Source organism: Micromonospora sp. NPDC047730 (genome assembly GCF_043204765.1).
In the GTDB taxonomy this organism is placed as follows: domain Bacteria; phylum Actinomycetota; class Actinomycetes; order Mycobacteriales; family Micromonosporaceae; genus Micromonospora.
In genome coordinates, this window is sequence record NZ_JBIDCU010000001.1 from 348,221 (window position 1) to 372,206 (window position 23,986).

20 protein-coding genes and 1 riboswitch are annotated in these 23,986 nt (G+C 73.6%); of the genes, 11 read left to right on the top strand and 9 right to left on the bottom strand.

From position 1 onward, the window contains the following. The first annotated feature begins 69 nt into the window (after positions 1–69). Entirely contained in the window at positions 70–1,365 is a 1,296-nt protein-coding gene (gene mycP, locus ACGF5G_RS01670; RefSeq protein ID WP_393257933.1) for a type VII secretion-associated serine protease mycosin, read from the top strand. Positions 1,366–1,521: 156 nt separating this feature from the next. Here mycP (ACGF5G_RS01670) and ACGF5G_RS01675 read toward each other — a convergent pair whose 3' ends face one another. The 3 genes from ACGF5G_RS01675 to eccB all read right to left on the bottom strand — a co-directional run bounded on the left by ACGF5G_RS01675 (position 1,522) and on the right by eccB (position 3,749). After that, positions 1,522–1,809: a WXG100 family type VII secretion target gene (locus ACGF5G_RS01675; RefSeq protein WP_393257936.1), complete on the bottom strand. Its 288-nt coding sequence runs from the start codon at positions 1,807–1,809 to the stop codon at positions 1,522–1,524. Between the two features lie 17 nt (positions 1,810–1,826). Next, the gene (locus ACGF5G_RS01680; protein ID WP_393257938.1) at positions 1,827–2,156 is read right to left on the bottom strand and encodes a WXG100 family type VII secretion target; all 330 of its coding nucleotides are present in this window, start codon (positions 2,154–2,156) and stop codon (positions 1,827–1,829) included. Positions 2,157–2,321: 165 nt separating this feature from the next. Continuing rightward, on the bottom strand, positions 2,322–3,749 hold the full coding sequence (gene eccB / locus ACGF5G_RS01685; RefSeq protein WP_393257940.1) for a type VII secretion protein EccB: 1,428 nt from the start codon (positions 3,747–3,749) through the stop codon (positions 2,322–2,324). A gap of 140 nt (positions 3,750–3,889) precedes the next feature. Here eccB and ACGF5G_RS01690 point away from each other — a divergent pair, with 140 nt between their 5' ends. Further along, a complete protein-coding gene (locus ACGF5G_RS01690; RefSeq protein WP_393257942.1) occupies positions 3,890–4,636 on the top strand; it encodes an SUKH-3 domain-containing protein in 747 nt (248 codons plus the stop codon). Positions 4,637–4,686: 50 nt separating this feature from the next. On the opposite strand, the gene eccD is transcribed toward ACGF5G_RS01690, so the two are convergent. After that, positions 4,687–6,075, bottom strand: a complete 1,389-nt coding sequence (gene eccD / locus ACGF5G_RS01695) for a type VII secretion integral membrane protein EccD (RefSeq protein WP_393257944.1) — start codon at positions 6,073–6,075, stop codon at positions 4,687–4,689. A 141-nt stretch (positions 6,076–6,216) separates the two neighbouring features. Here eccD and eccCa point away from each other — a divergent pair, with 141 nt between their 5' ends. The 5 genes from eccCa (at position 6,217) to ACGF5G_RS01720 (ending at position 14,663) form a co-directional block, all read left to right on the top strand. Next, positions 6,217–10,173 carry a type VII secretion protein EccCa gene (eccCa, locus tag ACGF5G_RS01700; protein WP_393257946.1) on the top strand — a complete coding sequence of 1,319 codons (3,957 nt, stop codon included), beginning with the start codon at positions 6,217–6,219 and terminating at the stop codon, positions 10,171–10,173. 108 nt (positions 10,174–10,281) lie between these two features. Continuing rightward, positions 10,282–10,899: a hypothetical protein gene (locus tag ACGF5G_RS01705; RefSeq protein ID WP_393257948.1), complete on the top strand. Its 618-nt coding sequence runs from the start codon at positions 10,282–10,284 to the stop codon at positions 10,897–10,899. A gap of 34 nt (positions 10,900–10,933) precedes the next feature. Beyond that, positions 10,934–12,679, top strand: a complete 1,746-nt coding sequence (locus ACGF5G_RS01710; protein ID WP_393257950.1) for a hypothetical protein — start codon at positions 10,934–10,936, stop codon at positions 12,677–12,679. Positions 12,680–12,779: 100 nt separating this feature from the next. Continuing rightward, positions 12,780–14,135 carry a type VII secretion-associated serine protease mycosin gene (mycP, locus tag ACGF5G_RS01715; protein ID WP_393257952.1) on the top strand — a complete coding sequence of 452 codons (1,356 nt, stop codon included), beginning with the start codon at positions 12,780–12,782 and terminating at the stop codon, positions 14,133–14,135. A gap of 15 nt (positions 14,136–14,150) precedes the next feature. Further along, the gene (locus tag ACGF5G_RS01720; RefSeq protein WP_393257954.1) at positions 14,151–14,663 is read left to right on the top strand and encodes a hypothetical protein; all 513 of its coding nucleotides are present in this window, start codon (positions 14,151–14,153) and stop codon (positions 14,661–14,663) included. Between the two features lie 69 nt (positions 14,664–14,732). On the opposite strand, the gene ACGF5G_RS01725 is transcribed toward ACGF5G_RS01720, so the two are convergent. From ACGF5G_RS01725 to ACGF5G_RS01735, 3 genes are read right to left on the bottom strand one after another with little or no spacing between them, the layout of a single operon-like run. Next, positions 14,733–15,995 (bottom strand): SseB family protein, encoded by a 1,263-nt coding sequence (locus ACGF5G_RS01725; protein ID WP_393257956.1) that lies wholly within the window; start codon positions 15,993–15,995, stop codon positions 14,733–14,735. Continuing rightward, positions 15,989–16,474 carry an SUKH-3 domain-containing protein gene (locus ACGF5G_RS01730; protein WP_393257958.1) on the bottom strand — a complete coding sequence of 162 codons (486 nt, stop codon included), beginning with the start codon at positions 16,472–16,474 and terminating at the stop codon, positions 15,989–15,991. The genes ACGF5G_RS01725 and ACGF5G_RS01730 overlap by 7 nt, the downstream gene beginning before the upstream one ends. Further along, the gene (locus ACGF5G_RS01735; RefSeq protein ID WP_393259183.1) at positions 16,471–16,839 is read right to left on the bottom strand and encodes a YwqJ-related putative deaminase; all 369 of its coding nucleotides are present in this window, start codon (positions 16,837–16,839) and stop codon (positions 16,471–16,473) included. The genes ACGF5G_RS01730 and ACGF5G_RS01735 overlap by 4 nt, the downstream gene beginning before the upstream one ends. 310 nt (positions 16,840–17,149) lie before the next feature. On the opposite strand from ACGF5G_RS01735, the gene ACGF5G_RS01740 reads away from it, so the two are divergent. The 3 genes from ACGF5G_RS01740 (at position 17,150) to ACGF5G_RS01750 (ending at position 21,082) form a co-directional block, all read left to right on the top strand. Beyond that, positions 17,150–18,829 (top strand): right-handed parallel beta-helix repeat-containing protein, encoded by a 1,680-nt coding sequence (locus ACGF5G_RS01740; RefSeq protein ID WP_393257960.1) that lies wholly within the window; start codon positions 17,150–17,152, stop codon positions 18,827–18,829. 88 nt (positions 18,830–18,917) lie between these two features. Continuing rightward, the gene (gene eccE / locus ACGF5G_RS01745) at positions 18,918–20,393 is read left to right on the top strand and encodes a type VII secretion protein EccE (RefSeq protein ID WP_393257962.1); all 1,476 of its coding nucleotides are present in this window, start codon (positions 18,918–18,920) and stop codon (positions 20,391–20,393) included. Next, positions 20,390–21,082: a hypothetical protein gene (locus tag ACGF5G_RS01750; RefSeq protein WP_357697805.1), complete on the top strand. Its 693-nt coding sequence runs from the start codon at positions 20,390–20,392 to the stop codon at positions 21,080–21,082. Before eccE ends, ACGF5G_RS01750 begins: the two co-directional genes overlap by 4 nt. A gap of 134 nt (positions 21,083–21,216) precedes the next feature. On the opposite strand, the gene ACGF5G_RS01755 is transcribed toward ACGF5G_RS01750, so the two are convergent. Next, positions 21,217–21,543: a MarR family winged helix-turn-helix transcriptional regulator gene (locus tag ACGF5G_RS01755; protein WP_357697807.1), complete on the bottom strand. Its 327-nt coding sequence runs from the start codon at positions 21,541–21,543 to the stop codon at positions 21,217–21,219. Positions 21,544–21,749: 206 nt separating this feature from the next. Here ACGF5G_RS01755 and ACGF5G_RS01760 point away from each other — a divergent pair, with 206 nt between their 5' ends. Then, positions 21,750–22,538, top strand: coding sequence for a carbonic anhydrase (locus tag ACGF5G_RS01760; RefSeq protein ID WP_393257965.1), 789 nt, complete (start codon positions 21,750–21,752; stop codon positions 22,536–22,538). Between the two features lie 264 nt (positions 22,539–22,802). Here the strand turns inward: ACGF5G_RS01760 and ACGF5G_RS01765 are convergent, their stop codons facing one another. Continuing rightward, a complete protein-coding gene (locus ACGF5G_RS01765) occupies positions 22,803–23,822 on the bottom strand; it encodes a coiled-coil domain-containing protein (RefSeq protein ID WP_393257967.1) in 1,020 nt (339 codons plus the stop codon). 3 nt (positions 23,823–23,825) lie between these two features. After that, a riboswitch (cyclic di-AMP (ydaO/yuaA leader) is annotated at positions 23,826–23,957 on the bottom strand. Between the last annotated feature and the right edge of the window lie 29 nt (positions 23,958–23,986).

Genomic DNA, 23,986 nt, shown 5'->3' on the forward strand with positions numbered 1-23,986 from the left:
GGGTATCCGGTCCAGTTCCGAGGATCGCTACGATGCACCGACGCCGTGCAGACTGGAGGTGAGCGCGGAATGGCCCTCGGCCGTCGTACGTCCGCTGCTGCCCTGGTGGTGGCGCTGACGGGCACGACCATCCTCGGCGCGCCGACGCGGGCCGTGGCGGCCCCGGCGGTCTGTGACAACCCGAGCGATCCGGGGCAGGTCATCAGCGCGACCCCGTGGCACCAGCAGTGGCTCGCGCCGCAACGGGTGTGGCCGTTCAGCACGGGCGCGAGGGTGCGGGTGGCGGTCATCGACTCCGGCTCCGACGGCAACCACGCCCAGTTGAGCGGCCGGGTGGCCAAGGGCTTCGACGCGCTGCGCGGCACCGCCGGCGGCGACGTCGACTGCGTCTCGCACGGCACGGCGGTCGCCAGCCTCATCGCCGCCCGTCCGCAGGACGGCGTCGGCTTCCACGGCCTGGCCCCGGACGCCACGATCGTCCCGATCCGGGTCAGCGAACGGGCCGGCAACGAGGGCGGGGAGGACCAGGGCGGAAGCGTCTCCACAGCGGTCTTCGCGCAGGCCATCCGCCGGGCGGTCGACGATGGCGCGGACGTGGTGAACATGTCCGTGACGCTCTACCGCCCCGACCCCGCCGTCGAGAGCGCGATCCGCTACGCGCGGGAGAAGGACGTGGTGCTGATCGCCGCCGCCGGCAACCTGCACCAGGACGGCGAGCGTCCCGACCCGGTGCCCTATCCCGCCGCCTACGAGGGTGTGATCGGGGTCGGCGCGATCGACCAGCAGGGCGCGCGGGTGAAGCAGTCGCAGGTCGGGCCGTACGTCGATCTCGTGGCGCCCGGCGGCGCGGTGGTGGCGGCGACCCGTCTCTCCGGCCACGCGGTCTGGAGCGGCACCAGCTTCGCGGCCCCGCTGGTGAGCGCGACGGCCGCCCTGATCCGCTCCGCCGAGCCGGGCCTGTCGGCGGCGGAGGTCACCCGTCGGCTGGTCGCGACGGTGGACCCGGCGCGCGGGAATCCGGAGCAGGGCTACGGACAGGGCGTGCTGAACCCGTACCGGGCGGTCACCGAGCGGCTGACCAAGGGGGCTCCGGTGGCCCAGCCCCCGCTGCCCGACCCGTCGTACGACCCGGCGGCGCAGGAGCGCGCGCAGCGGTGGAGCGTCTTCGGCCGGGTGGCGCTCTGGGGCGGGCTGGTGGTGGCGGCCATCGCGCTCGCCATCGGCGCGGCGGCCTCGTTGCTGCCGCGCGGACGTCGCCTGCGGTGGCGGCCGACCCGGCCGGCGGCGCCGCCACCCCCGGTCCGGGAGGTCGACGAGCCCGAGGAGGCGCTCTTCCGGGTGCCCACCTCGCTGCCCCGCGGCTGAAGACAACCCCGAAGCCGAGCCTGCGTCGTCAGGGCACGCCCGAGGCCGGGCCTGCGTCGTCAATGCGCGTCCGAAGCCGGGCCTGCGTCGTCAGACGATGGCGGGAACGACGATGGCCCGGCACGGGGCCGGGCCATCGACACTCAACGGTTGGGCTCAGTCGCCGAACTTCGCCCGGTTCGCGGCCTCGCGGGCCTGCATCTTGACCGCCGACTCGCGCAGCGCCTTCTCGATCCGGCCGAGCAGGTCACGCAGGTCGTTGGCGGCCGACTCCCAGTCGTTCTGCCGACGGAAGTACGCCTCGCGGGCGTCACCGTCCCAGGTCGCGAGCAGCGGCGCGATGCCGGACTTGAGCCCGTCGAGCTCGCCGGTCAGGTTTCGCATGGCACCACCGCAGCTGTCCGCCGCGGCGTTCAACGCACCGAAGTTGTAACGGATCTCCATCTCGGAACCCCTCCCCGTCAGAGCTTGAGCGCCGCGGTGATCTGGCCGGCGGTGGCGCCGGCAGAGTCCATCTCGGACCGGATCTCCTCGTCGCTGACGTCGTAGTCCTTACCGGCGGACCCGACGGCCTCGGCGATGGCACGCAGTGCCACGTTCAACCGGGCCATGTCCTGGTCGAACCGCTCGCGAACCTGCTGGAACGAGCCCGCACCAGCACCCTTCCACTGGTCGTACAGCGGCGTGAGCTGGTCCATCAGCCCGTTCAGGTTGCTGGTGAGCCGGTCGGCGACGGCATCTACGTCACCCTCGGTCTTCACCATCAAGCCGGTGTCGGTACGCATCGTCATGGTGGAGTCACCCCCGTCCTCGTCGATCGCCCCGCGTCGCTGGGGGCAGCCATTGTTACGGCGCTCGTGCACCATTTCTCGTACGAACCGTAACGGGTCGCGTCCAGCCGACGCTAGGCCGGTCTGCATTCGAACCCGCAACGTGCGCCACTGTGGCGGGTGCGGTCACTCCGGGTCCAGCGCCCGTTTCGCACTCGCCGGGTCGAGCGCGGGGCCGGCCGGTAGCCGGACGACCAGACTCGCCGGCAGTTCGACGGGCCGCACACCCTGGTAGCCGAGCATCCCCGGCACATCTTCGGAGGCCAACGGATACCGGTAACCCAGGTCGGTGACCAGATTCAGGGTGCCGGTCGGGGCGTCCGGCGACGGCATGGCGGCGACCAGCACGCCGTACCCGGGTTCGATGACCACCCGGTCGGCGAGCGGGATGCCGTCGCCGGTCTGCTCGCCGGTGCGTACCGGCTCCTTCACCGGCTGCACCTGGGCGTCCAACAGCAGGGTCGGCTCGTCCTGCCCCGGTTGGTAGCCGGCGCAGACGGCCGGCTGGTCGCCGGTCAGCCGGGCGACCTCGGGGCGTTGGTCGGGCGCGCGGTGAGGCCCCGCCGCAGGGACCGACGCCTTGGGAGCGGCTGCGGCGGTGCCGGCCGCGAGCGGTACCGCCCGGGGCGTCGACCCGTCCGGATACGACCCCCGCGTCTCCGGGTCGGCCAGCAACACGTCGGCCTGCAGCGGAGTCAGCGGAGCCAGCCGCTCCCGGTCGGCGAGGTAGTACTGGCGGCTGCCGTTCTGACTCTCCACGACGAAGATCTGGCCGACCCGGGCATCCCGCAGCGCGTCCGACGGCTCACCCCGGCCGGCCACCGTCCGGGTGCCGATCGGTTCGCCGGCGGGCAGCGCGTTGAGCCACGCCCCGCCCACCTCGACCACCGGCTCCGCGGTCATGATGAGCCCTTCGAGGACGATCTTCTGGTTGCGGATCTCGTACCGGTGGTCGTGCCAGATCAGGTGTAACCGGCTCGTCTTGGTGTCCCGGACCAACAGCGCGGTATCGCCCATCTCACGTCCGCCGCTGGGCGCCTTGCCGACGGTGAGGACGGTGGTGGCCACGGTCCCACCGGCCTGGTTCCGGGCCGGTTGGGTGCAGAGCGTCCACGGCCCGGAGAGGATCCGCTTCGGGTCGGGCAGGGCGTCCGGTGCGTCCGGAATGCCGATCCGGGGGCCGCGCGGCGTGCCGACCAGCGAGTTCCGGGAGACGGAGACGGTGGGCACCGCCGACCCCATCGCCAACAGCGCGGACGAGTAATTGACCACCGGGTGCAGCCGGCCCTCCCGGTAGACGTATCGGGTGCCGGTCTCCTTCTCGAGGACGACCGCCCCGCCCGCCTTCCACTTGGTGGCGCCACCGGGACGCAGTAGGCCGTAGACGCCCACCGCGGCGAGGCAGAGCACCGCGACCATGATGCCCGCGAAGCCGGCGCCACCGAGCCGCCGGAACGGCGCGGCCTCCGGATCAGGTTCGCGCGCCACGAGCGCGGACGTCATCCGCTGGACGAAGAACTGGTACGACTGGACCTGGTCCCGCCGCGACGGCATGGCATCCTCCCCTGGCGTACGGTCGGCACGGACGGAAGCGCCGGACCGCGGTGCCTACGATAGGCACCGCGCCGAACACGGTGGTGCCGGCACCCGGTCGCAGCCGGCGACCAGGACGACCACGGCCCGAGGGAGTTCCGATGATCAGTCGTGAGGAGGCGCTGGCCCGCGCCCGGCAATGGGCTGCCGCCGGCCACCCCGGACCGGCACCGGAGGTCGACCTGTACGAGTTCGATCTGGGCTTCATCGCCTCTCGCCGTGAACCCGAGCCGGAGGCAGCGAACGGGCCACCCCGGCCACCGGCGGCAACCGGACAACCCACCGCGGTCATCGACCGGGAGACCGGGGAGCTGTCCCAGTGGCCGTCGCTGCCCGCCCCGGCGATCGCGGAACGGTACGCGAAGCACCGCGCCGCCGAGGGTCGCTTCCCGCCGGACGTCCGCGAGGTGCTGGAGAAAGCCGGCTGGTTTCCCGGCCGCGACATGACCGCCGCCGTCGACCTGTGGCTGGCCCGTTTCGCCGACGAACTGGCCGGGCTGGAGTTCTTCCCGGCGGCACGGGCCGCCCTGGTCGAATTCGGCGGCCTGCGCCTGCCCCAGTTCGGCGGGCACGGCGAGCCGGGAGGCGGCTTCGGGAGCGCCCTCCATCCCACCCGCGGCGGTGTGTTGGCGGAGGGCTCCGAGACCTTCGCCGAGGAGTACGGCAACCCGGTCTTCCCGCTCGGCAACAACGCCGACGGGCCCTCCGAACTCGTCATCGACGCTCAGGGGCGGGTCTTCCAGCTGCACTGGGCCGACGACTTCTTCCTCGGCCCGGACATCGACACCGCGATCGTCGCGCTCGTCCGCGGCGGCAAGGCACCGGCGGTCAGCGACGTCACCCTGTGAGCCTTCGGCTCCCCGGACACCCTCGACGGACCGGTGGCTAGCGCCCGGCGTCAGCCGTTCAGCGCGCGCATGAACGCGTACAGGCCCAGGACGCTGCACGCCACCGGCACCACGGCCAGTTGCAGCAGGATGTCGAGAAGGTCCCCGAGGCGGGCCAGTCGGGGCGACGGGGCACGCCGGCTGTAGGCGAGCCCGGCGCTGACCGAGAACCCGGCCGCGACCACCGCCACCGGCAGCACGGCCAGCACCCGCAGCACCGTTCCGGCGTCTGCCGCGCCGACCAGGGGCAGCAGGGCCAGCCCGACCAGGCCCACGGCGAGCAGCGGCACGCGGTGCCGGACGGTCGGCACCAGCCGGGCCCGCAGCAGGTGACCGAGTGCGACCACTCCGGCCAGCAGCAGGGCGGCGACCGAGCCGTGTGCGGTGAGCACGGTCAGGCAGCCGACGGTGACCACGAACGAGCCGAAGATCATGCCGGTGAGCACCTCGTCGGCCCGGGCGGTGGCCTGATAGACCAACTCGCGCCGGGGTTGCGGCTCGTCGCGCAGCAGGTCCTCGGCGGTGCGGGGCAGCGCCGGCATCGGCATCTTGCCGAGCCGCACGGCGAGCAGCGGCATCGCCGGCAGCAGCAGGGTCACCGCGCTGACCACGATCGCCGCGCCCTGCGCCGCGTCCATCGAGCCGAGGGCGAAGAGGCCGCCGAGCATGCCCCAGAACCCGGCGAAGACCGCCGCCACGAAGACCCGGGTCGCGTCGCCCACACCGAGGAAGCCGAGCAGGCCGGTGAGGAGCAGGACGGCGGAACCGAGCAGCACGTGTGGCGCGCCGAGCGCCCAGACCGACTCTCCGGTGCCGATCACCAGGGTGCCGCCGACGAAGGCGTACGGCAGACCGGCGGCGGCGACCACGGCCCCGGCGAGGGAGTCGGCCATCGCCCGGGACAGCACGATCCCGACCAGCAGCAGCACCCCGGCGGTGCCGAGGGCGATCACGCCACCGAGCCAGCCGGGCTCGTCGGATGCGACGATGACGGCCAGGCCGAGCAGCAGCAGCGCACCGGCGACGATCAGACCGGTCAGCCGGGTCGCGAGCGGGTTCCAGGCCACACCACGCCGGCGGGCACCGTCCGCGACAGCCTCCATCAGATCGTCGTACGCCAGCTCGGGCCACTCGGTGCGGCGCGGCACCAGGTGCAGCGTCTCGCCGTCCCGGACGTTCTGCGCGGCGAGCGTACGGTTCAGGTCGACGGCGGTGCCGTCGGTGCGGCGCAGCATCCAGCCACCGTGTGCCGTCCCGTCCGACGGGTGCTCTTCCGCCTGCCGCAGCACCGCGGGGAGGAGCCCGACGAGCGGCAGATGCTCGGGCAGGGCGAGATCGAGCCGTCGGTTCGGGGCGACGACGGCGATGCGCACAAGTCCGGTTCCGGCCTGGGTGACCACTGATGACCCCTCGGGACGAGGAGCGGACCGGATAGGGCCCGCGGCTGTCATGACGAGAAGAGGCTACCTACCATGTGCCGGTGGCGTGGGCGCCGGTTCGGTCCGATCGGGTCCGGGCGCGCCAGCGGGGAGGTCTGATAGGTGAGCACGGTCGTCGTGAAACGTCCGGCCCGGCAGCCGGAGCCGGAGTACCCGTCCGGCGAGGTCCTGCTGGAGGCGCCACCTGAGGTGCCCGCGCCCAGTGGACGCGCCTGGGGCCAGATGCTGATGCTGCTGCCGATGCTCGCCGGCTCGTTCGCCATGGCGCTGATGTTCGCCGGCCGGGGCGGCAGCACCCTCGGTTACGTCACCGGCGGACTCTTCGGCCTTTCCGCGATCGGCATGCTCGCCTCCCAGCTCACCAACAACTCCGGCGGCCCGAGCAAGCAGGAGATGCTGCAGAAGCGGCGCGAGTACATGACGCACCTGTCGCGGCAGCGCCGCCGGGTGCTCAAGACGATCCGCAAGCAGCAGGAAGCGGCGTTCTACCGGCACCCGGATCCGGACGCGCTCTGGTCCGTCCCGCTCGGGCCGCGGCTGTGGGAGCGCCGGCGCGGCGACGTGGACTTCGCCACCGTACGCATCGGTCTCGGTCCGCAGGAGCTGGCCACGCCGTTGGTCCCGCCGCCCGCGACGTCGCTCGAGAAGCTGGAGCCGATGTGCGCGCTGGCGCTGCGCCGTTTCCTGACCACCTACGGCGAGGTGCCGGACCTGCCGGTGACGATGGCGCTCAACGGCTTCGCCCGGGTTCACCTGCATGGCGACGACGATGCGGTGCGGGGGCTGGTCACGTCGGTGCTGGCCCAGGCCACCGCGTTCCACGCGCCGGACGACATGCTCGTCGCGGTCTGCGTGGCCGCCGACCGGCGGGCCGCGTGGGAGTGGACGAAGTGGCTGCCGCACGCGCTGCACCCGACCCGCACCGACGCGCTCGGTCAGCTCCGGCTGGTCGCACCCTCGGTCACCGGGCTCGAGGCGATGCTCGACGACGTGCTGGCGAGCCGACCGCGGTTCAACTCCTCCGGCGGTGCGCCTCAGGTGGGCGGGCCGCACGTCCTGGTCATCATCGACGGCGGCGACACCGCCGGATCGGACCACCTGATGACCGAGGGTGGCGTGGAGGGGGTCACCCTGCTCGACCTCTCCCACCCGGCGCCACGGGTGCTGGACCGGGCCCGGTTGGTGCTCGACGTGACCGCCGACCGGCGGCTGCACAGCACCACGGTGGACGGTTCGGCGGAGATCGGGCGGGCCGACGACTGCCGGATCGCAGAGATCGAGGCGCTCGCCATGCAGCTGGCCCCGCTGCGCCTCTCGGCCGCGTCCCGAGGGGGCGATGCCCCGCTCACCGCCGAGCTGGGTCTGGCCGAACTGCTCAACCTCGGCGACCCGTACGATTTCGAGGTCGATCGGGCCTGGCAGCCCCGGCCGAACCGGGACCGGCTGCGGGTGCCGATCGGTGTGGGCACCGACGGCGCTCCGGTCGAGCTGGACCTCAAGGAGTCCGCGCAGGACGGCATGGGCCCGCACGGCCTGCTGATCGGCGCCACCGGCTCCGGCAAGTCCGAGCTGCTGCGCACGCTGGTGCTGGCGCTCGCCGCCACGCACAGCTCGGAGAGCCTGAACTTCGTCCTGGTCGACTTCAAGGGTGGCGCGACCTTCACCCGGCTGGACGCCCTGCCGCACACCAGCGCGGTGATCACCAACCTGTCCGACGAGCTGCCACTGGTCGACCGGATGACCGACGCGATCAACGGTGAGCTGGTGCGCCGGCAGGAGCTGCTGCGCGCGGCCGGCAACTACGCCTCGCAACGCGACTACGAGAAGGCCCGGGCGGCGGGCGCCCCGTTGGCGCCGCTGCCGAGCCTGCTCATCATCTGCGACGAGTTCTCCGAGCTGCTCACCGCCAAGCCGGACTTCATCGACATGTTCGTGCAGATCGGCCGGGTCGGCCGGTCGCTCGGCGTGCATCTGCTGCTCGCCTCGCAGCGGCTGGAGGAGGGCCGGCTGCGCGGCCTGGACACCCACCTGTCGTACCGGATCGGTCTGCGGACGTTCTCGGCGATGGAGAGCCGGGTGGTGCTCGGCGCCACCGACGCGTACGAGCTGCCCCGTTCGCCGGGCCACGGCTACCTGCGCTTCGGCACCGAGCCACTGGTCCGCTTCAAGGCCGCGTACGTCTCCGGCACCTACCGCAGCAAGACGGCCGAGGCGGTCGCCGCCGGTGACGGCGAGGAGCGCGTGCGGGAGTACAGCACCGTCTACGTCGCGCCGCCGGTGACCCGTACGGTCCAGGAGACGACACCGGAGCCGGCCGACACGGGCGGCGACAGCGTGCTGGACATCCTGGTCGGCCGGCTCGCCGGCCGGGGTGCGCCGGCCCACCAGGTATGGCTGCCCCCGCTGGCGGAGCCGCCGACGCTGGACCAGCTGCTGCCGCCGCTGACCGCGGACCCGGCCCGGGGCGTGACGGTCGCGCACGCCGGCCTGGTGGGCGAGCTGCAGGTGGCCGTCGGCGTCGTCGACAAGCCGTTCGACCAGCGCCGGGACGTGCTCTGGTTCGACCTGGCCGGCGCGGCCGGCCACACGGTGGTCGTCGGCGGCCCGCAGAGCGGCAAGAGCACGCTGCTGCGTACGATCGTCGCCTCGCTGGCGCTGACCCACACTCCCCGGGAGGCTCAGGTCTACTGCCTCGACCTGGGTAGCAGCGCGCTCTCCTCGCTGCGCGACCTGCCGCACGTCGGCGCGGTCGCCACCCGGCTCGACGGCGGTCTGGTCCGCCGAACCGTCGCCGAGATGCAACTGCTGATGGGCGAGCGGGAGCGGCGGTTCGCCGAGCGCGGGATCGACTCGATGACCGAGTACCGGCGGGCCCGTCGGCACGGCCAGCACACCGACGATCCGTTCGGCGACGTCTTCCTGGTCATCGACGGCTGGTCCACCATCCGCGCCGAGTTCGAGGACCTCGAGCCGACCATCAACGACATCGCCAACCGGGGTCTCTCCTTCGGCATCCACCTGGTCGTCACCGCCGGCCGCTGGATGGACCTGCGCCCTGCCGTGCGGGACGTCTTCGGTACCCGGCTGGAGCTCTGGCTGGCCGACGCGGGGGACTCCCTCCTGGACCGTCGGGCCGCGATGAACGTGCCGGAGAAGTCACCCGGCCGGGGCATCACCGCCGACGGGCAGCAGTTCCTCGCCGCCCTGCCCCGCACCGACGGCGCGCAGGAAACGGACACCCTGCCCGAGGGGGCCCGCAAGCTGGTCAACGACCTGGCCGGCGCCTGGCAGGGGCCGGGCGCTCCGCCGATCCGGCTGCTTCCGCCGGTGGTCCCGTACAACAGCCTGCCGGCCACCGGACGGCCCGGGGTGCCGATCGGCATCGCCGAGGTGGACCTCCAGCCGGTGCACCTGGACTTCTCCGCCGACCCGCACTTCCTGCTCTTCGGCGACGGTGAGTCCGGCAAGAGCACGTTCCTGCGGGCGCTGGCGCAGACCATCGTCGACCGCAACGAGCTGACCGAGGCCCGGCTGGTCATCGTCGACTACCGCCGCAGCATGCTCGGCGACATCAACACCCCGCACCTGATCGGGTACGGCTCGTCGGCCCAGCTCACCGAGGGCATCATCGCCGAGGTCGCAGGGGTGATGCGGGACCGGCTGCCACCCAACGACGTGACGCCGGACCAACTGCGCGCCCGCAGCTGGTGGAAGGGCCCGGACCTGTACGTCCTGGTCGACGACTACGACCTGGTGGCGGGCGCGGGCAGCAACCCGCTGACCCCGCTGCTGGAGTTCCTGCCGCAGGCCCGGGACATCGGTCTGCACCTGGTCATCGCCCGCCGCACCGGCGGCGCGAGCCGGGCGCTGTACGAGCCGGTGCTGATGCGGCTGCGGGAGATCAGCACGCCGGGCATCGTGATGTCCGGCAACCGGGACGAGGGTGTGCTGCTCGGCACCGTCCGCCCCGGGCCGCTGCCGCCGGGCCGGGGCTGGCTGGTCACGCGGCGGGAGGGCACCCGCCTCGTGCAGCTGGTGAATCTGCCGCCACGGACGTGAGCACCACGCGGGGTTGCCCGATGAGGCTATCGTCCACCAGAGTGGAAGTATGGCGTCGCGGCTGGGGGCACAGCCGCGCCGCTGGCGTGTGAGCGAACGGGGAGGCAGATGGGCGACGAGTGGCTCGTCGACGAGAACATCGACGTCGACATCCAGCAGCTGAAGGACTTCGCGAAGGCCATCCAGGACGAGCTGGAAACCAATTTCCGGCCCAGCTTCGAGAACGGCGTACGCCCCATGCTCACCGTGCAGGCGCCGTTCGGCGGAGGTGGGCTCAAGGAGGGCAAGTTCTTCCGGGGCCGGCACGACGAGAGCCGCTCGGCGGTGGCGCAAATGCTCGGCGACGCGATGAAGGGCCTGGTCTCGCTCAGCACGGCCGCGGCGTCGATCTCCGCCGAGTACCTCACCGGGGACGCGCTGGCCCAGGCCACCAACGACGACGTCTACAACGCCTTCATGGGTGTCGACGGGCAGAAGACGCTCAACGACTACTGGCAGCAGGGCGGGGACGAGAACAAGGACCCGGCCAGCACGGTCCCGCAGGAGGCCATGGACCCGGCGACCTACTACGGCCCGGACGTCTGCAGTGTGGACGACGACTCGGAGGAGACGCCGGAGGTGGACAAGCCGGAGACCATCGGCGAGGGCTCCGGCTCCTACCGGGTCCAGGGTGACAACGAGCAGATGTACGGCGACGAGGTGGCACGCCCGGACGTGCGGTCCTGACGGTCGGCAGGGGACGGGAACCTGAGGAGCGGGGATGAGCGACAACTACTACGGATGGACGAAGCCGTACGATCCGGGTTACTCCGGCAACGTTGACGACTACGCCGCCGAGCGGTCTGCCCAGGCCGCACCCTACGAGCCCACCCAGTGGGACGGGGTCACCGTCGAGCAGATGTGGGAGTACGCCCGCAAGGAGAGCGACGAGCGTACCGTCGCCCTCGCCGAAACCTGGCGGCGGACCAGCAGCCTGCTGCAGACCACGCGGGAGAACCTCAAGCGGCACGCCGACGCGCTGGACGCCAAGTGGCGGTCGCCGGCGGGCCGGGTCTTCATGAGCAAGGTGGGCGCGGCCCTCTACTCGCTGGACGAGTGGAAGGATGTCGCCGACAAGACGGCCAGCGGCCTGGAGCAGCTCGCCGGCAAGATCCAGACGACGCAGACCGAGATGCGCGAGCTCTGGCTGGAGTACAAGGCCGAGCAGGAGCACCAGGCCCAGAAGGCCAAGGACGACGAGGGCGTGCAGTTCGGCGACCTGTTCGGGATGAACAACGCCAAGTCGTACGAGGACGTGCAGAAGGAATTCCACGAGCGGGCGAAGAACATCGTCAAGCCGCTCGCGGACCTCTACATCGACGTCTACATCTCGAACATCACGCGCGGCGGCATGTACAAGGGGCCGACGAACGCGGTCGTGCACACCCCCTCGCTGGCCCCGCGGCCCACTCGCCCCGGCGCACCGGCCGGGCCGAAGCCGGTCGCCCCGACCATGTCCGGCGACCGGCCGACCCGGCCGGACATGCCCAACCGCCCCGACACGCCCACCACGCCCACCCCCCCGCCGCCGCCGGGCCTGCCCGACGAGGTCACGCTCGCCGGCACCGTGACCGCACCTCCCGCGCCGCCCGGGCCCCCGCCCGCCGCGCCGCCGGTCACCGGCACGCCGGCAACCCCGCCCCCGCCCACTCCGGTGCTGCCGGTTGCCGGCGGCCAGGGCAACCCGCGTCCGAACGCGCCGAACACCACCAGCCGGCCGGGCACCCCGCGCACCACCCTGCCGGGTGCCGGGGCACCCAACCCGGGCACCCGCAGTTCGGCGCCGAACCGGCCCACCCTGCCGGGCGCCGGCAACCCCGGCCCCGGCGGGAACCCGGCGAATCGCGGCGCCGCGCCGAACCGACCCACCCTGCCCGGCAACACCGGCACCGGCCGGCCGGGTGGCCCCCGCTCCGGCGCGCCGGGCCTCGGCACTCGGCCGACCGGTCCGGCGGCCCCGCCGTCCAGCCCGCGTCTGCCGGGCAGCACCGCCGGCCCCAAGCGCGCGGGGGGCACTCCGGCCCGGCCGGCGTCGCCGCCGCCGAGCCTCGGCGGCCAGCGCGGCACCGGCCCGGCCACGCCCGCCACGTCCGGCCCGCGCGCCGGGTCCCCGACCACTGGCCGTCCCGGCACACCGCCGAGTGCCGCTCGCCCGAGCACCGGCGGCACCCGTGCCGGTGGTCCGCTCACCCCTGGCACGGGTGCACGTCCGGATCTCACGGGCCGTGGCGCGGCGCGTCCGGCCCCCACCACCGGGCCGGCGCCGTCGCTGGGTGGACGCCGGGGAGGCCCGGCCGTCCCAGGCTCCCGCAGCGCCGCACACCGGGCTGAGGACGAGCCGGAGACCTGGGAGTACGGCGAGGGCGACGACGAGCTCTGGGCCACCGAGTCGGCCGCGGCCGGCACCATCGAGGCGCCGGTGGAGCACCGACCGCGGCAGCAGGGCAAGGCGCTCGGTCAGGGCTGACACACGGGCGGGCCGGTCACCACACCATGGGTGGCCGGCCCGTACCATGCGGTGACCGTGCATCGGCCGATCGACGGCCCACAGAGGAAGGTACGCACAGATGCTCCTCGCCCCCCGCCCGGCGGCCACGCTGGCCACGGCTGCGCTGAGCGTCCTGGCGGCCCTGGCCCTGGCGGGCACGCCGGCCCAGGCCGCCGACAGCCGCAAGGACGCCTGGCACCTCGACGCCCTCGAACTGACCGAGCTGCACAAGGTCAGCCAGGGTGAGGGCATCACGGTCGCGGTCGTCGACACCGGAGTGGATGCCCGGCACCCGGACCTGAAGAACAACGTGCTCCCCGGCGTGGATCTCTACGACGACCGGAGCAAGGGGCACCAGGACCGGCAGGGGCACGGCACCGCGATGGCGTCCCTGATCGCCGGGCACGGGCACGGCCCGGGCGGCCGCGAGGGCGTGCTCGGCGTCGCCCCGAAGGCCAAGATCCTGCCGGTGACCGTGCAGGGCGCCGAGGGCAAGGCGATCATCGCGCCGGACGCGCTCGCGGCCGGGATCGACTGGGCGGTGGACCACGGCGCTGACGTCGTCAACGTCTCCCTGGGCAGCTCGACCGACGCCGATCTGGACCGGGCGGTGAAACGGGCGTACCAGAAGAACGTGATCGTCGTCGCCGCTGTCGGCAACAAGCAGGACGCGATCATCGGTAGCCCGGCCCGGCACCCCGGCGCGCTCGCGGTGACCGGCACCGACCGCAACGGTCGCCCCAGCCGAATCGCCGCCATCCCCGCCGAGGAGACCGACCTCGCCGCACCCGGCGACGACCTGTTCGCCGCGCTGCCCGACGGGCAGTACACGATGAGCACCGGGAGCAGCGGCTCTGCCGCGCTCGTCTCCGGCGCGGTCGCCCTGGTGAAGTCGAAGTACCCGAACCTCAACTCGTACGACCTGTTCAAGCGGATACTGGAGACCACGCGCGACGCCGGCAAACCGGGTAAGGACCTCGACTACGGCTACGGCCAGCTCGACCTGCGCCGGGCGTTGACCGGCGAGCCGGACGGCCGAGGCGGCCAAAGCCAGGCGGCTCAGGAGCCCACGCTCGACCCGACGCTGGCCCGTGCGCGCGCGGAGAACTCAGGGACATCGAACAAGACCGTCGAATTCGTGGTCTCGTTGGCGGTCGTGCTCCTCTTTCTCGGCCTCGTGGTGACGGTGGTGCTGCTCGTGTGGCGGCGCCTCCGTCGGAAGACCGCGGCCTCCTCGGAGGAGGCCCGCCCCGCGGTCGCCGGTCCCGCGGAGAGCGGAACCCCGTACCCGCCGGCACCGCGCGAGCCGTACCCGCCGGTGGCGGGAACGCATCCGGCCGGGCCGGGCGTGCCGCCGTCGGGCCCGGCGGGTGGGCAGCCGGCCCACCCCACCGACCCGACGGGCGACGCCGGCTGGCGCCGGCCGGGCGCCTGACGGGCAGGAGGCGAGATGTCGGCCCGGTTCCCCGGTGCCGTACCCCCGCCACCGCCCGGCGCCGTACCCCCGCATGCCGGACCGTCCGGTGCGCCGGTGCCGCCCACGGCCACCCGGCGGCCGATCACGGTGGTCGCGGCGATCCTCCTGATGGTGCCCACGGCCCTCACCTGGCTCGTCGCGGGCGTCGCCTTCTTCGTGGCGATGGCGAGGAGCGACGGAGACGGCAAGATCTTCCTGATCGTCATCGCCGTGCTGATCCTCGCGCTCTGCCTGCTGCTGGTGGCCATGACGGTGGGTGGGATGGTCCTCGCCTGGCGCCGGGCGGGCGCCGCGGGGCTGCGGACGCCGGCCACGTTCACCTTCGGGCTCTTCGTCGTCGCCCTGGTCGGCCTGCTCGTGCAGGGCAAGCTCAGCTTCCAACCGACGATGGTCACGCCGCTGGTCGTGGGCGGGCTCGCCGGGGTGGCACTCGCCCTGCTCAAGAGCCGGTCGGCCAGGGACTGGTTCGGCGGCGACCGACGCTGACGCGCGCTGCCGGCGCAGCCCCGGCCGTCCCGGGCTGCGGCTGCGCCAGGGCCACGAGCCGGCCGACGGTCAGGCCGGCAGCCAGCGCCCGCTGGCCGCGTCGAAGCGGGCCAGCAGCTCGTCGCGGCCGTCGTGGTGCAGGCAGTGCAGGCCCGTCCCGTCGGGTACCACCAACGACTCCATCCGCGGCTGGCCGCGCCCCCAGTCTTCGGGCGTGCCCTCGTCGGGTTCCCAACGCAGCACGGCCACCCATTCGTCGGACTCCGCGAACGGCGAGCCCTCGCCGAGCAGGCCGAGGCGCCGGTAGAGCCGGGTGGGCGTGTCCCGGCCCGGCCCGGCCCAGGCGTGCACCAGCCCGGCGGCCCGCTGATAGCCGTCCTCCAGATACGACGGCAGGTACCGGTGCGGGATGACCAGCTGCAGCCGCACCGGCAGGTCCGGGTCCGGCTCGTACTCGGCGTCGTCCTCGTCCGGCGCTGTCCGTTGTGCCGGTACGCCCACCGTGGCCGGCTCGGCGTACGCGGCCGTCTCCAGGCGCTGACGCTCCTCCTCGGTGGCATCGCTGACCGCCTGCCGTAGCTGACCGAGCCAGTCGCGCAGGGTCCGCACGGCCTCGCCGGGCAGCGCCGCCGCCAGCGGAGTGCCGGGGTTCAGCAGGAGCTGCCACGACGGGTCCGGCCACTGCTCGGCCAACTGGAGGCTGCTGACCGCGACCAGATCGTGGTCGCCGAGGGACTGTCGCAGGCGGGCCTCGGCGGTGAAGACCGGCAGGCAGGGCTGCCCCTGCTCATCCGGGAGGCACCACCACGGGAAGTCCGGATCGGACAGGTCCCGCGACTCGGACCCGCCCGGCCGCAGCGGCAGCAGCAGCTCCGCCCGGAGCAGGGCCGCCATCAGGGCGTCCGGCTCCTGCCGGCCGATCGCTTCGCGTAGCTCCCGCTCAGCATCGAGGGCGGGCGCGGCGATCGCACGCACCTCCCCGGCGGTGAGCCGGACGCCGATCGGCAGCCCGGCGTCGATCGCGAGCAGCCAGTCGTCGTCCGGCCAGTCGGTGGCCAGGTCCGCAAGGGCGAGCACGCGGTAGCTGACCGACTGCCCAGGCAGGCAGGCGGCTATCGCCCCGGGTGAGGTGAACGCGATGACGTGGGTCCGCCCGTCGTGCCCGGCCGTCGGCCACGCCACCGGCGCGCGGCCGGCTGCCGCCTCGGGGGACACCGGCAGCAGCAGCGGTCCGGTGGCCAGCGTCGCCAGGAGCGTGTCCCGGTCCCCGGCCTCGGCGGCGGCCAGCAGTGCCTCCTCCGTCGGGGTCGCGGGCCCCCAGTCGGTCACCAAGTGCCGTCCTGGCGTACCCGACGGGGCTGCCGGCCGAGCACCAACGCGGTGATCGCCTCGTCGAGGTGCTCGCCGAGACACCAGTCGCCGCCGTGGTCCAGCACGAACACGCGCCCCGACTCGTCGACCGCGAGGATGCCGGTGCCGTCGCCCTCCTCGCCCAGCGGCGTGAGCGGCGTGCCGATGGCCCCGGCCAACGCGGCGAGGGTGGCCGCCGAGTGGTTCACCAGGAACGGGTCCAGGTGGAACGTGCTCGGTGCGATCTCTTCTCCGTCGCCCTGCGGGCGCACCAGCAGGCCGCCGAATTCGGCGAATGCCTCGACGGCGGCGCGGACGACGGTGTGCTGCCGGCCGTCCGGCGCGGCGACGGCGGCCAGTCTCAGCGCCCACCGCCGGGCCCGCTCGTCGTCGCGGCGGCCGGGAACCCAGCCGGCGACCTGGAGCGTCTCGGCCACCAGGGGTGGGAAGCGTGCGGTCATGCCAGCGCCTCCACGCCGAACCAGTCGAGCAGGGCCGCGCACGAGCGGCAGGGCGGCTGCACCTCACCGTGGCGGGGGTCGCCCTCCTCCCGGACCCGGGTCACCCGCACCTTCGCGCCCCACAGCAGCGACCGGGCCCGGGCCGGGCTGAGCGGCCCCCCCTCGGCCTCGGCCGCGTACAGCCGGTCGGAGAGCAGGACCGACTCGGCGCACCAGCCGGCGAAGCGCTCCCGCTGGCCGCTCGGCAGCTCGTGCAGGAAGCGCCGGATGACCGGGTGCAGGTCGGGCGCGAGGTCGCCGCGGATCGAGGTGTGCGTGTGGACGGTCCCGTCGACCAGCAGCGCGCCCGCGGCGAGCGGCAACATCCGGAGTTCCGCCATCCGTCCTCCCGCTCTTGCGTACCGGCCATCGGTCCGGGTTCGAGCCTAGCGGCCCGTCACCGTGCCGCTCGGGCCGGCACCGGGCTGCCCGACCCGTCGTCGACCTGGCCCGGCCGCGCCAAACCTTCGCCGGCACCGCCGATCGGCGCCGCCAGCAGCCGACGCACCCGGTCCCGCTGCCCCGCACCGGACGGGTCCCGGGTGGCACGGTTCGGCTCGCGGCGACGGGGCTCCCGCCGTGTCGACCGCCTGGGATATCGTCGGCGTGCCCCTTCGCCGTACGAAGACCGGAGCCATGACGCGCACCCTTCTCGTCTCCCCGGACCAGCCCGGCGCCTATCCGTCCATCGGTGACGCGCTCGCGGTGGCGGACGACGACGCCGTCGTCTCGGTCAGCCCCGGCACCTACTACGAGGCGTTGTTCGTCAACGACCGTGGGGTCACCATCGTCGCCGCGCAGGGCGCCGGCACGGTCACCATCGACGCCTCGTCCGGGGCATATCCCACGGTGTCGTGCAACTCGGGCCGGCTGGAGCTGCGCGATCTGGTCCTCAAGGCCGGGGACGCGCCGGTCGTGGCGGCCGACCGGGCGGCGCTCACCATGACCGGGTGTGAGCTGAGCGCCGGTTTCGGCCCGGCCGTCTCGGTGGCCAGCCGGTCGGAGTTCACGTTGACCCGCTGCCGCGTCACCGGCGCCCGCTACGGGCTGGTGGTCGAGGACTCCGACGGCACCGTGGAGGGCTGCGAGTTCAGCGACCTGAGCGAGGACGGCATCATCGTCCGGATCGGCGCCGCCCCGACGATCCGGACCAGCACGGTCACCCGCTGCGGCAACCGTGGCATCTACGTCTACCAGTACGGCCGCCCGACCATCGAGGCCTGCGACATCTCCCAGACCGGTCACGCCGGAGTCGCCGTGGTGCACCAGAGCGCGCCCGTACTGCGCCGCTGCCGGATCCGCGACACCCGCGGCCCGGCCGTCTCCTTCGCCCGCGGGTGTCAGGGCACGGTCGAGGAGTGCACCACCGAGAACACCGCACTGCCGGCGATCGAGGTCGCCGAGGGCGCCGCACCGACCGTCGTGGAGGGCACGGCCAGCCGGCGGGCCACTTTCGGGGCCGAGGCGGCGCAGGCCGCGAAGCAGCAGGACACCGCACGCACCGACAAGCTGCTCGCCGAGCTCGAGGCGATGGTCGGCCTGGAGTCGGTGAAGGAGGAGGTCCGCGCGCTCATCGACGAGATCCAGGTGAACGAGTGGCGGCGCAGTGCCGGCCTGCCGGTCGGCACGGTCAGCCACCACCTGATCTTCGCGGGCGCACCCGGCACCGGCAAGACCACCGTGGCCCGCATCTACGGCGAGCTGCTGGCGGCACTCGGCGCGCTGCCCGGCGGCGCGTTCCGGGAGGTGTCCCGGCGGGACCTCGTCGGCCAGTACCTCGGCCACACGGCCGAGAAGACGGCCGCGGCCTTCGACCTGGCCCGGGGCGGGGTGCTCTTCATCGACGAGGCGTACACCCTCTCCCGCTCCTTCGGCAGTGGTGGCGACTTCGGGCAGGAGGCCATCGACACGCTCGTCAAGCTGATGGAGGACCATCGCGACGAGGTGGCCGTCATCGCCGCCGGCTACACCGGGGAGATGCTCCAGTTCCTCGACGCCAACCCGGGTCTGGCGTCCCGCTTCGCAAAGACCATCGAGTTCGGCAACTACAGCCCCGAGCAACTGGTCGTCATCGTGGAGCGGATGGCCGTCGGCGACGAGTATCTGCTCGCCGACGGGGTCTCCGATCTGCTCCAGGCGCACTTCGCCACCATCGAGCGGGACCAGAACTTCGGCAACGCCCGCGAGGCCCGCAAGCTCTTCGAGGGCGTTCGCAAGGCCCAGGCGCAACGGCTGCGTCAGTCCGGTCAGCGGCCCAGCCTCGACGAGCTGCGTACCGTGACGGTGGCCGACATCCGCGCCGCGATCGGTCGCTGAGCGGGCCGGCCCAGGTGAGGAGGGACGCGAGGTGACGCATCCGGGTGCGGCACGGCCGGGTGAACCGGGTTGGCAGCACCATCCGGGTGTGGCCGCCCAACCGGCTCGGCAGGTGCCGCCCGCGCCACGGGTGGCACCACCGCAGCAGGCCGGCGTAGCGGCGCCCGCGCCGACGGTGAGCCGGGCCGGCAGCGGCCCGCGGCAGGACGGGGCGGCACAGCGCGGGCAGGGCCGGGCAGCCGTCGGCACCGCGTACATCAGCCAGGCGGCCAGTGCGGCACGGGCCGCGACGGCCGCACAGGCCGCCGCCACGGCGCAGGCCGCGCCGCCCCCGCAGGCCGCCGCCACTCCCGCCCCCCAGCCCGCCGCTGCCGCTGCCGCCGCCGATGTGGCGGTCGCGGCCACGGCCGCAGCCAATCAAGCGGTACGACCACACCAGGCCGCCCAGGGGATCGGCGGCATCAACGTCGCCCAACTGGTGGCATGGCAGGCTGGCGCAGCGGCGGTGCTCGCCGCCTCCCCGCACGGCGTGCCGCTCACCGCCACGGTGGCCACCGGGGCGGTGCTGCTGCTCACCCCGACGATGATCCGGTTCCGCAGCCGGTGGCTGTACCAGTGGATTTCGGTCTGGTGGGGTTTCCGGGGCCGCCGCCGGCAGCTCACCGCCGCCGGTGGGGACGCGGCCGCGCATCTGCTGGCCCACCTGGAGCGCGGCGTCGAGCTGGAGACCGTCGAGGTCGACGACCAGCCGGCCGCGCTGCTGACCCATCGGGGCGGGCTGAGCGCCGTCTTCGAGGTCGACCCGACCGAGGGCGCCCTGCTGATGAGTGCGCCCCAGGCCCTGCCGTCCCCGGCCTCGCTGTTGCCGGCGGCCGACGAGAAAGCGCCCCCGGTGGTGGTGCAGTTGCTGATCCAGGTGACGCCGGCACCGCGCGCCCGCTCCAGCGCGGCGGCGGTGGACCGGGCATACCGGGAGCTGACCAACGGGGACGTGCCGGCCAGCCGGCAGGCCTGGGTGGTGCTCCAGGTCGCGCGGACCCCCGACTTCCACGCCGACCGTGACCTGCGCCCGACGCTCACCGCGGCGATTCGGCGGATGCGGCGGCAGCTGCGGCAGGAGCGGGTGACCGCCCGGATGCTCAACCGGGACGAGGTGCTCGCTGCCGTCACCGCCCTCACCCACCTGACCGGCGGGTCGCCCGGCGCAGCGGGGGAGCGGTCGCTGGCCTGGGAGACCTGGCGGGGCTGGTCGACCCAGGGCGCCCCGCAGAGCTGCCACCGGATGCTGGCCTGGCCCCGCCGGCCGTGGGAGGTCGACCCGTTGCTGCGGGGGCTGCCCGCCGCCGCCAGCGTGGTGTCGATCGCGGCCAGCCGCACCGTCGGCGACGACGTCGCCGTGGAGGTGGCGTTCCGCCTGATGGGCACCGACCCGACCGCCCTCGCCGCCGCCGACCAGGCCCTGCACGAGGCTATCCGGGGCCACGGCGGTCGGCTGCAACGACTCGACGGCGAGCACGCGCACGGCGTGGCCGCCACGCTTCCGCTCGGAGGTTTCCTGCGGTGAAGAGCGTCGCCTTCCCCGGCAGCCGGATGGGGTTGCACGTCGCCGACACCGCCACGGTCGGCAGTCTGCACCTGGTTGCCGGGGGCGGCGGCCTGGTCGTCGGGCGCAGCCGGCAGCAGGAGCCGGTGGGACTGCGCCTGTTCCGGGCCGAACCGACGCGGCTGCTCCTGACCGGCGGCGTACGCTGCGCCGAGCTGCTCGCGTTCCGCGCCCTCGCGCTCGGTGCCCGGCTGTTCATCCAGACCGCCCGCGAGCAGGAGTGGGACAGCTTCCTGCGGCGCTGCGTCATCGGCCGGGAGGTCGCCTCGTTTCTACCGCCGGGCGTTGCGCCGCCGACCGCGGCCACCCCGACCGAGCCGCAGCTCGTCGTGATCGACACCGGCCCGGTAACCGGCCCTGACTCGGGCCTCAGCGCGCCCTGGCGGGCCACCCTGGTGGTCCGCGACGACCTGGCCGGCTGGGACGTCGACGCGCTGGTACGCAGCGACATCGTGCTGCTCCAGCGGTTGGCAGAGACGGAGGCCGCGACGGCGGCGAGCGCGCTGGGCCTGATGAGCGTGCAGAGCTGGTTCACCCAGCTGCACCCCGAGATGGTCGGCCTGATCACCAAGGGCAAGGTGCAGTGGGTGATGCTCAGCATGACCCCCATCGAACGTCAGCTGATCGGCCCCGTCGCCCGCGGCGGCTGATCGTCCTCCGTCGGCCGTCTCGGCCGTGTCGCCGGCGAGAGCCCTGACAGCCTGGCGACGGACGCGGCGCCGCCGATGTCGCGCAGGCGGTGAGATCACCGTCGCGCGCCGACGGCGGGGCCTGCCCCCGGGCCTCAGGTGCGGCCGGCGCTCTCGGGATCGTCGTCGGTGAAGAGGGCGAGCAGGTCGCCGACCTGCCGGTCGGCCTCGGCGGGGTGCCGGAACCGCCCGGCCGGGTTGAGCGTGTACTCGTTGCGCCGGCCCACCCGGGTGCGGTGCAGGTAGCCGCCCGCCTCCAGGTCGGCGACGATCGCCTGGGCGGCCCGCTCGGTGACGCCCACCTCGTCCGCGACGTCGCGTAGCCGGGCGGTGGGGTTGCGGGCGATGGCGAGCAGCACGTGCCCGTGGTTCGTCAGGAACGTCCAGTTGCGGGTGCTCCCGTTCTCCCCTGTCGTCGCCATGTCGTCATCGTATGGCGCGCCTTTCGGGTTTTCCGCCGCGCCCTCGCGCGGGAGGCCCCGCCCGACGTCTGCGGGCGGGCGCGAACATATGAAACGCATATCACGCATCCCTTGACGTATCTTCGGGTGCGTGTGACCGTGGGGGCAGCCCGCGCCCAGCGTCGGCCGGGGTGACCAGGTCGTTCGTGAGGGACGAGGTGAGGGAGATGAGTCGTCCCGGATCCCCCGGCGCTCAGCCGGGCCCGGAGCGGAAGTCGTCGGAGCCGGCACCAGAAGACCCGACCGCCGTGCGGGACGCGTTCCCCACGCCGGGCGGTCCGGAGCAGGCGCTCGCCGAGTTGCAGGCCGGCAACCGCCGGTTCGTCACCGGCACCCCCCGCCACCCCAACCAGGACGCCGGGCACCGTGCCGCGGTCGCGGACGGGCAGCACCCGTTCGCGGTGATCGTCGGTTGCTCCGACTCCCGGCTCGCCGCGGAGATCATCTTTGACCGCGGCCTCGGCGACCTCTTCGTGGTACGCACCGCCGGGCACACGGTCGGCCCCGAGGTGCTGGGCAGCGTCGAGTACGCCGTGACGGTCCTGCGCACACCGCTGGTGGTGGTGCTCGGGCACGACTCCTGCGGGGCGGTCCAGGCGGCCCGTACGGCGGACGCCACCGGCACGTCCCCGGCCGGGCACCTGGGCGCCGTGGTGGACGCCGTGGTGCCCAGCCTGCGCCGCGCCGCCGCCGAGGGCGTGGACGACATCGACCGCATCGTCGACATCCACATCGCGCAGACCGTCGAGGCGATGCTGGACAGGTCGGCCGTGCTCGCCGCCGAGGTGGCCGCCGGGCGCTGCGCCGTCGTGGGCATGTCGTACCGGCTGGCGGCCGGCGAGGCTCGGGCGGTGACCGCCGTGTCCGCCGGCGAGGCGCGGGGGGGCGCCGAGGTGGCCAACGGGTCGGGCGCGGTCGACGGGGCGCAGCCTGCCGTCAGTGCAGCCCTCGCCTGACCCGTTCCTTCGCTCGGCCCGGCCCGGGACGCCGACGCCCGTCGACGGGGGCCAACGGACGCCGAGTGGGCCTCAACCGCCCACGGGTCCCAGAAGCGCCGAGAGCGCCGACAGGGCCCACAGCTGTCCGGACCGGGCCGCGCGACGCCGGAGCGGGTCGCAGAGACGCCGACAGCGCCCGAGAGGGCTTACAGATGCCGGCAGGGCCCAGAGACGCCGACAGGGCCGCCCCGCAGGCGCGGGGCGGCCCTGTCGTTGGCTGCGTCAGAGCAGGGATACGTGCACGTGGTCCGTATGGTTCGACGGGCCGCTGTAGGACTTCCAGCCGGTCGCCGGGAACCAGATCTGCCGGTTCCAGATCACGTAGTAGATGCCGAGCCGGTCGGCGTTGCGGACCAGGAACGCGGTCAGGTTGTTGCCGTACATGTAGGTGTCGTCGTTGTGCCAGGGGGAGAAGCCGCTTCTCTGCAGCGACCAGTCGCAGGCCCGGCCCTTCGGATGCTCGTACGGCCCGCCGGAGCGGTAACAGCCGACGAAGCGGTTGAAGCCGGCCCGCTTGACCTCCTTGTACATGTGCAGGGTGCGCGCGGTGATGCAGCCGGAGGTGGTGGGGTCGTTCTCGGTGCAGGACAGGGGCTTCCAGTCGCCGTCGGCGGTACGACCCGGTGCCATCCGGGCCACCGGCGAGGTGGCGACCACCTTGCCGCCGGTCAGCCCTCTGCCGCCGACCAGTGCGAGCGCCTTCTCCGCGTCGCGCTTGCCGCGGGCCATCTCGTTGGTCAGCTTCTGCTGCTCGCGGACCTCGGCGTCGAGCGCCAGCTTGGCCTGCTCGGCGCGGGTCTTGACCGCGTTCACCTCGGCGAGCTTCTTGGCATTGACCAGGTTCAGCTCGTCGAGGGCGGCGGCGCGCTTGACGAACGAGTCGGGGCTGGCGGTGTCCAGCAGCATCGACACCGCGCCGATCCGCCCGGTCCGGTAGGACTGGGCGGCGATCTGGCTCACCTGCGGGGCCAGTGCTGCCAGGTCGGCCTGCGCCCGGTCGACCTCCAGGGCCAGTTCCAGTTGGCGCTTCTTCGACTTCGCGAGCTTCGCCTTGGCCTGGACGTAGCTGCGGTTCCGCGTCTCGATCAGGTCGTTGAGCAGCTTGGGCTCGTCGTCCCCGTGGCCGGAGGGTTGGGCCGGTGGGGTGGGTGCGGCCGCCGCCGGGAGAGGCCCGGCGAAGACGGCCAGGGCGGCGATCACGGCCACCACAGGTGTCAACCAGCGGCGTAGGGGTGCCGTCACAGTTTTCCCTTCCGTCGACCGCCGACCGGGTTAGCTGACGGGTTCGGGGCGGAAGTGGCCCCTACCGCTGTCGCGGATTCACCCCACGTGCCTGGGTCCCCGGCTCGCCTGGCGGCGATTGGGCGGCGGCACCGCAGGCGCCGCTGCGCGCCTTCGGCGGTGAC

Bases quoted from the DNA above. Each gene is read 5' to 3' on its own strand.
- ACGF5G_RS01705 (WP_393257948.1), top strand. From the start codon at position 10,282: ATGGGCGACGAGTGGCTCGTCGACGAGAACATCGACGTCGACATCCAG.
- eccB (WP_393257940.1), bottom strand. From the start codon at position 3,749: ATGCCGTCGCGGCGGGACCAGGTCCAGTCGTACCAGTTCTTCGTCCAG.
- ACGF5G_RS01760 (WP_393257965.1), top strand. From the start codon at position 21,750: ATGAGTCGTCCCGGATCCCCCGGCGCTCAGCCGGGCCCGGAGCGGAAG.
- mycP (WP_393257952.1), top strand. From the start codon at position 12,780: ATGCTCCTCGCCCCCCGCCCGGCGGCCACGCTGGCCACGGCTGCGCTG.
- ACGF5G_RS01735 (WP_393259183.1), bottom strand. From the start codon at position 16,839: ATGTTGCCGCTCGCCGCGGGCGCGCTGCTGGTCGACGGGACCGTCCAC.
- ACGF5G_RS01755 (WP_357697807.1), bottom strand. From the start codon at position 21,543: ATGGCGACGACAGGGGAGAACGGGAGCACCCGCAACTGGACGTTCCTG.
- ACGF5G_RS01740 (WP_393257960.1), top strand. From the start codon at position 17,150: ATGACGCGCACCCTTCTCGTCTCCCCGGACCAGCCCGGCGCCTATCCG.
- ACGF5G_RS01690 (WP_393257942.1), top strand. From the start codon at position 3,890: ATGATCAGTCGTGAGGAGGCGCTGGCCCGCGCCCGGCAATGGGCTGCC.
- ACGF5G_RS01675 (WP_393257936.1), bottom strand. From the start codon at position 1,809: ATGGAGATCCGTTACAACTTCGGTGCGTTGAACGCCGCGGCGGACAGC.
- ACGF5G_RS01680 (WP_393257938.1), bottom strand. From the start codon at position 2,156: ATGACGATGCGTACCGACACCGGCTTGATGGTGAAGACCGAGGGTGAC.
- mycP (WP_393257933.1), top strand. From the start codon at position 70: ATGGCCCTCGGCCGTCGTACGTCCGCTGCTGCCCTGGTGGTGGCGCTG.
- ACGF5G_RS01730 (WP_393257958.1), bottom strand. From the start codon at position 16,474: ATGACCGCACGCTTCCCACCCCTGGTGGCCGAGACGCTCCAGGTCGCC.
- ACGF5G_RS01710 (WP_393257950.1), top strand. From the start codon at position 10,934: ATGAGCGACAACTACTACGGATGGACGAAGCCGTACGATCCGGGTTAC.
- ACGF5G_RS01720 (WP_393257954.1), top strand. From the start codon at position 14,151: ATGTCGGCCCGGTTCCCCGGTGCCGTACCCCCGCCACCGCCCGGCGCC.